Below are 6,066 nucleotides of genomic sequence, written 5' to 3' on the forward strand. Positions count from 1 at the left end.
GTTTGCTGGCATGCTACTGTCCCCCTTTTCCTTTCGGATCCGGGTAAGCCATTAGGCCCAGAGAAAACCTCCAATCCTCTCCCGGCTGAGCCGGGAATACGACCAAGCGCCTCGTGGCGCACTCCCACACCTCGATCACCGCCAAGTCCGCGCGGACATCGCGGAAGACACGAAGGATGATCTGACCCTCGCCGTGCCGCCACGCGTTGGTCACCAACTCGCACACCACCAGACGCGCCACGAAGTCGTCAGTGGAACCCCACTCCCGGAACTGCGCCGCGACGAAGTCTCTCGCCAACGCCGGTGCGCGGTCGCCGGGGTCGAGGAAGATTGTCGGGATTTCAACGGTAAATGCGGACACCTCTACGACCTTTGGACGGTTTGTTTTGCATTGGAGGTCAAGAGTGCCTGCAGAGAACTAAGCTCGCTACGTTCCGGAAGCAACCGCAACGAAAGAGATCATGAATGTCACTGCGCGACGCACTCAACCCGGATCGCTCGCTGTGGCACTTCACGGCTGTGCACCTGCGCCGATACCGTGAGGCGCACAGTCTCACCGGCCAGGCTCTTGCGGACATTTCGGACTGTGATCGTTCCACTGTTTCCAGATATGAGTCCGGGCTGCTCAAGCTCACTCGTAAGCACGCGGAGATCATTGACCGAGCGTGGCGAACACACGGCATGTTCACGTCCCTGGTCACCCTCGCAGGAGCAAGCGACGAGGGAGACTGGTTCACCGGGCTTACGGAGTACGAGGGACGCGCGAGTCGCATTCGCATGTGGGAGACGCTGTACGTTCCCGGCCTGTTTCAGACGCCGGAATATGCACTCGCCACGTTCACCGGCAACGCGGTAGCGGACCCGCAGGCCGCCCTGAACCGGCGGCTCAGCCGTCAGGCCGCCGTGTTCGACAGGACCAACCCCCCGCATCTCACGGCGATTCTGAACTGGACGGTCCTGGCGCAACCCATCGGCCCGCCGGAACTTATGCGCGAACAACTCGCCCGCCTCGTCGAGTTGAGCGAGCATCCGTCCGTGAGCATCCGGATCGTGGAACGACAGGACAGGGCACACCCAGGACTGGACGGACCATTCAAGATCGTCAGCGCAGACGGTCGCGACCTGGCATACACCGAAGCAGTGACGAGGGGGCGTTTCCTGACAGACCCTCATGATGTGGAAGAGGTGGCCATAAGGTATGACCGTATTAGCGACATAGCCGCCCCGGTCGGCCCGTCCCGGGAACTGCTGGCGGCCGAACTGGAGAACCATCGATGACGAATTGGCGCAAGTCAAGCCACAGCGGCGGCAGTGCGACCTCCGATTGCGTCGAACTGGCGCGCTCCCCCCGGGCAGTCGGCGTGCGTGACAGCAAGGACCCCAGCGGCCCCCGCATCACGCTTCCGGTCGAGCGCTTCCGCCGCCTGGCCGCCGACATCAAGTGCGGAGTGCACGACCTACCCTGACAGCCCATCATGCGCATCACGGCGAGAAACCCTGGGCCGAGCGATACGGCCGGGGCTCTCTGCATGCGTGTCTGAGAAGGATCTTGTTATTAGGGCGTGTCTCAAAGGCAGCTCAGCCAGTCGTTGATGACGGCGATGTGGAGGGTGGCTTGGTAGCGGACGGAGAGTTTGTCGTACCTGGTGGCCACGGCCCGGTGGCGTTTGAGGCGGTTGATGGCGCATTCGATGGCGTGGCGCTGGTGGTAGTCCAACGAGCAGAACGCTGGTGGGCGTCCGCCCCGACTGCCTCGGTTGCGGCGGTGGCGGGCCTGGTCGGCCTTCACCGGGATGGTGCCCGCGATGCCGCGTCGACGCAGGTAGGCGCGGTTGGTGCGGGAACTGTAGGCCTTGTCGGCCCGGACCCGGTCCGGCCGCGTGCGGGGACGTCCCGGGCCCAGGCGTGGCACGCTGATGCGCTCCAGGACGGGCCGAAACTGGGGTGAGTCGCCTCGCTGACCGGCGGTGACCAGCAGCGACAGCACCTTCTGCCCTTGCTCGCACGACAGGTGGATCTTGGTGGTCAGGCCACCACGTGACCGTCCCAGCGCGTGATCGGCAGGCTCGTCCCCGCCGGCTCCGCCCGGGGGTTCGGCCTGCTCATCCGGTCGGCTGCGGGCACCGGCGGCGTGCTGGTGCGCCCGCGCGATCGTGGAATCCACGCTCACCTCCCAGCAGATCACCCCGGCCGCGTCCGCCCGCCCCTGCAGGCAGGTGACGATCCGCGCCCATACACCCGCCCGCTGCCAGCGGCGAAACAGGGAGTACACCGCCTGCCAGGACCCGTAGCACTCGGGAACGTCCCGCCAGGGTGCACCGGCCCGGACCCGCCACCGGATCCCGTCGATGAGCTGTCGTTTCGTCCACTTCGACGGCTGACCTGACTTCTTGGGGACCGGGAGCAGCGGTTCCAGCACCGCCCACTGCGCATCGGTCAGGTCGAACCGCCTCGCCACCGCTACGCTGGGCACGAGGTCTCCGGTGTTCAGGTTCGTTTTGGTCGATGAACCCTTTACCGGAGACCTCGTTGCTTTCGCCGCGGGACACGCCACTCATCCCACTTCGAGACAGGCCCTAGCACGTGAGGGGCCTTGGGGCCTGACGGACGGCGGGTCGTCCGCCGCGGGCCATACGGAGAGGCCAGGAGGCCGATAGCGGCCCAGCGGATCATGGCCAACATTCTGCCGCGACACCCGAACCGGGCCGCGACCTCGACCACCGGCAACTCCACCAGGCCCAATCCCGGCCCACGACGCGCGCTCCCCGAAACGAACACGCGACAGCTCTGAGGATGGTCGGATGCTGCCCTGGGCCGTGGTCTGACCCGCGCGACAGCAGGCCGTGGTGCCTTGGCTTGGACCTGCCGGCCGCAAGCTCGGGGTGGTGCCTGCCGGCATCGGGCCGGGGGGGTGTGTCCCGATACGGGCCATGCCGTGAACAGGGCGCCGTCACAGTTCTGACCGCCCCGCCGGCCCGGTGACGGCCGTCCAGCCCCCGAGTCGCGCAGGAGCCGAACGACGATGTCCAGCATGCCCGAGCCCCCCTCCGCCCTCCAGCCCAGACCAGGCCCCGAAGAGGTGGTTGCGGGGGTGGATACCCACAAGGACACGCATGTCGTAGCGGTCTTGACCGCTATGGGTGGGTTGCTGTCCACGCGCTCGTTCCCTGCCACCGCTGAGGGTTATGCCGCGCTGCTGGCCTGGGTGCGTTCCGGGGACAATCCCGAACGCCTCGACAGCGAGGGTTCCTTCGCCGCGTTGTGCGGGGTCAGCCCTGTCGAGGCGTCCTCGGGCAGGTCCCAACGCAGGCGGCTCAACCGCGGCGGCGACCGCCAGGCCAACGCCGCGCTCTACCGCATCGTGCTCACCCGCCTGCGCTGGGACCCGCGAACCCGCGCCTACCTGGAACGACGGATCAGCGAAGGAAAGACCCGACGCGAGATCATCCGCTGCCTCAAACGCTACGTCGCCCGAGAGGTCTTGACGAACATAGGGGCGTTTAAGCCGAACACGGCACTGTCAACCATCAGGTGGGACTGGAGTGTCAAGCATGACCCGGGACACGAACACTGTGCAACCTCGGTTGAGGGTTGACGTTTTGTGCTTGGGTGATGGTTGACGCCGGTCCTAGGTTTCGTAGGTGATGTGGCCGCTTGCTCGGCGGCGGTTGACCTCCTTGATCAGGGTTCTGGGGTGGACGGCCAGTTCCTGCACGGTTGCGTCCACGGAGGTGGTGTATGAGTTTGACCTGGTCAGAGGGCGTGGCGTCGTGACGTGAGACGGCCATCGCGTGATCCTTCGAATCGACCAAGACCGAAGGAGAAGAGAACGCGATGGCCGTGGACAACAGTGTGGACCCTGCGGGCTGGCTGGCCGAGCAGATCGGAGCGTGTGAGCCCGATGTGTTGCGGTCGATGGTCAAGACGATGGCCGAGGCGCTCATGTCGGCCGAGGCCGACGCGGTCTGCGGCGCCGGCTACGGGCAGCACTCGGACGAGCGGGTCAACCGCCGCAACGGCTACCGGTCCCGCGATTGGGACACCCGCGCCGGCACCGTGGAGCTGGCCATCCCCAAGCTGCGGTCGGGGTCCTACTTCCCCGAGTGGCTGCTGGAGCGGCGTCGCCGGGCCGAGCAGGCCCTGGTGAGCGTGGTCGCCACGTCCTATCTGCTGGGCGTCTCGACGCGGCGGGTGGACAAGCTGGTGGAGCAGATGGGCATCAAGGGCATCTCCAAAAGCCAGGTCAGCGAGATGTCCAAGGTGCTGGACGCGCAGGTGGCGGCGTTCCGCAACCGGCCGCTGGAGGGCGGGCCGTATGCGTTCGAGTGGGTCGACGCCCTGACCCAGAAGGTGCGTGAGGGCGGCCGGATCGTGGGCGTGCACGTGCTGGTGGCCACCGGAGTCAACGCCGACGGGCACCGCGAGATCCTCGGCGTCGAGGTCACCTCGGCCGAGGACGGGGCCGGGTGGCTGGCGTTCCTGCGCGGCCTGGTGGCCCGCGGCCTGACCGGCGTCCAGCTGGTGATCTCCGACGCCCACGCCGGCCTGGTCGAGGCGATCGGCTCCACCTTGCCGGGCGCGAGCTGGCAGCGGTGCCGGACGCACTGAAGCCGTAAAGATTCAACACGGTGGTTGATCGGCGCCTGTGGTCTCGCTGCCTGATGTGGTGGAGGCGATCATGTCGGTGGCGGTGCGGAATCGGGTGTCGGCCGGTTCGATGGTGATGGCGGCGTTGTCGAGCAGTGGTGCGACTTCGGCGATGGCGTTGCTGATGGTGCCGCGGCTGACGCTGAACGCTTCGGCCAGGACCTCGCGGGTGCAGAGTCTCCGCTGGTGGAGCACGGTGGCCAGGATCCGTTCGGTGTCGGGGAGTTTCTGTTTGAAGACGCCGCGGCGGGTTCCCGGGGTGCGGTCGCCGCCGCGTTGGTGGTGGCGGCGCTTCTCGATCACGGCAGCGTGCGGGAGCGCGAGACGCTCGATGAGCTGCTGGAGGTCGTGGTGACTCATCCCTGTCAGTGCCGGGTCCGATAGAGCCTCGGGCAGCGGCGGACGGCCCACGGTGGTGCCGTCCTGGAGATAGTTGTGCAGGTCTTGGACTGTGGCGAAGCCGAGGCTGGTGGTGGTGAGGGTGACTCGGTGCTGGTCGATGAGCTTGCGGGTTTGCCTGACGGCCTGGCCGATGGTCATGGGGTTGATCGCCAGGAGTTCGCAGAGCACCTTCTGGGAGCAGACCTGCCGCAGATAGACCACGGTGATCAGGACACGGTCGGCATCTGTGAGCAGCGGGCGGCCGTGAGCACCCTTGGCCTTGCGACGTCTGCCGCCTCGCTGCCGGAAGAGGCGTTCTTCGGCCTGGGCTGCCTGGGCCGGCGCCAGCCGGGCGGCCAGATCGTCCAACTCCCGGCGGGTCATTCCGGTCAGTCTCGGGTCGCTAAGCAGGGCCAGAGCCTGGACCCGTGTCCGCATCCCGGCGGTGCCCACCACCCCGCCGCCGGTATCGGCTGTCTGCGGGCGGATGGTGTAGTTCCAATCGCCATGACGGTCGTGTCGTTCGATCGGCAGGGACTGGAGATGCGCCTTGCTGACCGCGACACCGGTCGGATAGCTGCCGGTGTCCAGTTCCGCTTCCACTCGCAAGCCGGTGCGGGTGCGGGTCGAGGCGATGGTGTTGACGACAACTTGGTGGCTGGTCAGCGGCCTTCCACGCCAGTTCATCGTGATGTGAGAGAACAACCGGTGCTCGATCTTGTTCCATTTGGAGGTGCCCGGCGGGAAATGGCACACGGTGATCGACAGGCCGGCCTCGGCTGCGAACGCCGCCATCTCCGCCTTCCACGCCCGGTAACGGTAGCCGTTGGAGCCGCCCGCGTCCGCAGTGATCAGTAGCCGGGTCGCCTCGGGGTAGTCACTGCTGCCGCGTGCCTGCCACCAGCGGCGGATCGGTAGGTGTCAAGTCAAACGGGACAGGGGCCAGTGATCGCTAGGCGGCTTGTTTCTCCTGGTCAGAGCTGGTCTGGTTGGTGGTGCCCTCGTCGGCTCGGTTGATCTGCGCGAGTGTGGGGATCT

The 6,066-nt window shown here is 66.7% G+C and carries 4 protein-coding genes and 3 pseudogenes; 4 read left to right on the top strand and 3 right to left on the bottom strand.

All coding sequences use genetic code 11. The features are described 5' to 3' along the window. Positions 1-13: 13 nt before the first annotated feature. The gene (locus E1289_RS35860) at positions 14-361 is read right to left on the bottom strand and encodes an ATP-binding protein (RefSeq protein ID WP_131988348.1); all 348 of its coding nucleotides are present in this window, start codon (positions 359-361) and stop codon (positions 14-16) included. 104 nt (positions 362-465) lie between these two features. Here E1289_RS35860 and E1289_RS35865 point away from each other — a divergent pair, with 104 nt between their 5' ends. Together E1289_RS35865 and E1289_RS35870 are read left to right on the top strand one after the other, a co-directional pair. After that, positions 466-1,278 (top strand): helix-turn-helix transcriptional regulator, encoded by an 813-nt coding sequence (locus tag E1289_RS35865; RefSeq protein WP_131988350.1) that lies wholly within the window; start codon positions 466-468, stop codon positions 1,276-1,278. After that, positions 1,275-1,466 carry a DUF397 domain-containing protein gene (locus tag E1289_RS35870; protein WP_131988352.1) on the top strand — a complete coding sequence of 64 codons (192 nt, stop codon included), beginning with the start codon at positions 1,275-1,277 and terminating at the stop codon, positions 1,464-1,466. Before E1289_RS35865 ends, E1289_RS35870 begins: the two co-directional genes overlap by 4 nt. Before the next feature lie 101 nt (positions 1,467-1,567). Here the strand turns inward: E1289_RS35870 and E1289_RS35875 are convergent, their stop codons facing one another. Next, positions 1,568-2,491 carry an IS5 family transposase gene (locus tag E1289_RS35875; RefSeq protein ID WP_207929375.1) on the bottom strand — a complete coding sequence of 308 codons (924 nt, stop codon included), beginning with the start codon at positions 2,489-2,491 and terminating at the stop codon, positions 1,568-1,570. A gap of 690 nt (positions 2,492-3,181) precedes the next feature. Here E1289_RS35875 and E1289_RS35880 point away from each other — a divergent pair. After that, a pseudogene (locus E1289_RS35880) lies at positions 3,182-3,595 on the top strand (IS110 family transposase); the annotation flags it as partial. A 239-nt stretch (positions 3,596-3,834) separates the two neighbouring features. Continuing rightward, positions 3,835-4,605, top strand: a pseudogene (locus E1289_RS35885) (IS256 family transposase); the annotation flags it as partial. A gap of 15 nt (positions 4,606-4,620) precedes the next feature. On the opposite strand, the pseudogene E1289_RS35890 reads toward E1289_RS35885, so the two are convergent. Then, positions 4,621-5,940: pseudogene (locus E1289_RS35890) on the bottom strand (ISAzo13 family transposase); the annotation flags it as partial. Between the last annotated feature and the right edge of the window lie 126 nt (positions 5,941-6,066).

The organism is Actinomadura sp. 6K520, assembly GCF_004349245.1.
Lineage (GTDB): Bacteria > Actinomycetota > Actinomycetes > Streptosporangiales > Streptosporangiaceae > Spirillospora.

Coding starts and splice junctions, on each gene's coding strand:
- E1289_RS35865 (WP_131988350.1), top strand. CDS start 466: ATGTCACTGCGCGACGCACTCAACCCGGATCGCTCGCTGTGGCACTTC.
- E1289_RS35870 (WP_131988352.1), top strand. CDS start 1,275: ATGACGAATTGGCGCAAGTCAAGCCACAGCGGCGGCAGTGCGACCTCC.